This is a genomic window from Nitrospirota bacterium (assembly GCA_016212215.1).
In the GTDB taxonomy this organism is placed as follows: Bacteria; Nitrospirota; 9FT-COMBO-42-15; order HDB-SIOI813; family HDB-SIOI813; genus JACRGV01.
On record JACRGV010000030.1, the window covers coordinates 1 to 2,462 of the forward strand.

Annotated in this window: 4 protein-coding genes; 3 read left to right on the top strand and 1 reads right to left on the bottom strand. The window is 41.8% G+C overall.

Features of this window, described 5'->3' with window-relative positions:
• The coding region (locus HZA08_02870) for an SWF/SNF helicase family protein (protein ID MBI5192368.1) at positions 1-753 on the top strand (753 nt) is incomplete at its 5' end.
• A gap of 261 nt (positions 754-1,014) precedes the next feature.
• Here HZA08_02870 and HZA08_02875 read toward each other — a convergent pair.
• Positions 1,015-1,209 carry a hypothetical protein gene (locus HZA08_02875; GenBank protein ID MBI5192369.1) on the bottom strand — a complete coding sequence of 65 codons (195 nt, stop codon included), beginning with the start codon at positions 1,207-1,209 and terminating at the stop codon, positions 1,015-1,017.
• Between the two features lie 32 nt (positions 1,210-1,241).
• Here HZA08_02875 and HZA08_02880 point away from each other — a divergent pair, with 32 nt between their 5' ends.
• The gene (locus tag HZA08_02880; GenBank protein ID MBI5192370.1) at positions 1,242-1,580 is read left to right on the top strand and encodes a hypothetical protein; all 339 of its coding nucleotides are present in this window, start codon (positions 1,242-1,244) and stop codon (positions 1,578-1,580) included.
• Positions 1,558-2,166 (top strand): class I SAM-dependent methyltransferase, encoded by a 609-nt coding sequence (locus HZA08_02885; GenBank protein ID MBI5192371.1) that lies wholly within the window; start codon positions 1,558-1,560, stop codon positions 2,164-2,166. Before HZA08_02880 ends, HZA08_02885 begins: the two co-directional genes overlap by 23 nt.
• Positions 2,167-2,462: the final 296 nt, after the last annotated feature.

The window sequence follows — 2,462 nt, forward strand, 5'->3', positions numbered from 1 at the left end:
CTGAAGGTTGGCTATCAGTATCTTCATGGAGGTGTGCCCAGTATCAAGCGCAAGGATTTATTGACAAACTTCAGGGAGGATAAAGATTGCCTGGTCTTTTTATCAACCGATGCAGGCGGGGTGGGTTTGAACCTCCAGAGCGCCTCCGTACTCGTTAATCTGGACATCCCCTGGAACCCCGCCGTACTGGAGCAGCGCATAGGCCGCATACACCGCCTGGGACAGCATAAGCCGGTGAACGTCATTAATTTTATCTCGAGGGGGACTATTGAAGAAAACCTGTTGGGACTCCTGAGCTTTAAGAAATCCGTATTCGAAGGGGTGCTCGATAACGGAGAGAACATCGTATTCATGGGCGAAGGGAAGCTGAAGCAGTTTATGAACAGCGTGGCAAAGATGGTAGAGCCTGTAGAGCAGACTCAGGAACCTTTATCTGTTGAAGCGCCTGTAACCCCTCAACCTAACAAGGGGCATGAAAATCCCCCTATATCCCCCTTTTTAAAAGAGGAACTTGCCGATTCCCCCTCTTTAGAAGCAGACCTTAATGATCTATTTAAGACCGGCATATCATTCTTAGAGAAATTGAGCCAAGCTATCTCAGAGGGCAATTCACTAAAGCCGGCACTGTCCTCCTTTATTGAAAAAGACAAAGACACAGGCAAAGGCTACTTTAAAATACCCGTGCCGGATGAAGATACCATCAGCAAGGCCGTGAGCGCCTTCGGCAGGCTTTTGCAGGGGTTGAGGAAATAGACGGGACAGGAGGTTTAATTCATTAATGGAAAGAGGAATTCATGTGAAACCTTTTAATCTAATGGGTGCAGACGTGGGAGAACCGGCCATCTTCCTTATAGACCCTGCTACCAGTGTCATCGCATCTCCTGCCGTCCTTGGGTGCTCATCCGGAGGTTGCATATGCAGTCTCTCTTGTAAATACCATCAGGCCAAAATTAAAATTCGGCGCCATAATAGGGTCTTATGGATAGGCTGGAAAGATGGTAGAACAGATAACCGCTATGCTGAGTTCATTGAAACTTGAGATGTTTGAACCTGTATTAGTAAAGGGACATCTATGAGAAACAGATTTTCAGGCAATAGACCATCTAACTGATGAGATATTGAGAAAACAGAGAGATGCAGGATTAATGACTGCGTAGCATTTTTATTCAGATAACGTTCAAAGATTTTTAGGGTCTTATACATATCCATATAAACATAGTTAACAATACAAAGGGAAAAATATGCAATGTGCACTATGTCAAAATGAAGAGTTTGAAACTGTTTCTGAAGTAGATGCAAAATCGTCAGATAAATTACTTGTGTCTTTATGTAATAAGTGCGGCTTAATACAGCAAAATCCTATCCCAACGGCAGACGAGTTGAGAGCATACTACTCGTACTACTATCGAGTTGATTATAAAAAATCATATTCACCAAAACTGAAACATGTTTTTCGTGCAGCAATTACGGCTTTGCAGAGAATCGAATTTCTGTGCAAGTCAAATATTACAAAAGGATGTCTTCTTGATGTTGGTGCGGGGGGGGGAGTTTACCTATTTGTCTGGGAAAATGGGATTTGAATCAGAAGGAATTGAGCCAAGTATAGGCTACTCTGAGTATGCCAAGAATGAATACGGATGTAATGTCGTGACAGGAGAAATTGAAGACATTGACGGGAAGTTCGATGTAATTACTGTCTTCCACGTACTAGAGCATTTGCCTTTCCCGGTAAGAACATTCGAGAAATTCTATCATCTGCTTAATAAAAATGGGGTTCTATTTGTGGAAGTACCTTGGATCGAAACAATTGATGCATCTCCTCACAATATCTACTTTAAGGCTCACATATTTTATTATAGCGTTGATACGTTAATTTCATGCGCTTCTCAGTACTTTGATGTAGTAAAGGTGGACACAACATCAAATCTAAAAATACTGTTTAGAGCAAAAAATATTCCCACATCCATAGAACTACCAAACCCTTCATCTATAGATGCTATAAAAGCAAGGCTAAAAACAAAAGGCTGGTTTGAGTATTTGTTTAGAGGGAAAGGAATACTAAAGCCGATCAGAAAGGTAGTTAACGCTATCAAAGAAAATAGAGTAAAACATTTATCTGGTAAGCAAATAATCGACAATGTTATTTCTAAAAATAGGAATTGCTAACAAGACGTTCCACCGGACGGCTATTCCGCTGCACTCCATAGCCGCCGGTGAGCTTTGTCGTTAGATTGCACCAGGAAGTACCAGCGGGGGGGTGAAATGTTTCAAGGACTGCGAGCCGTGATTTACGGTATTGCAGGTCAGTAAGATCAATTTATCTTCTGCAGCGTTTGATCAAAAAGGCGTCCTGTTTTATAAAATGCATTAAATTTGCTATCATGTCCTTGAACAAAAGGGAGGGATGGCATTGTTAATACATTCTACAATTGCATTTTGGTAGTTAAGTATTCTGGCGGGAA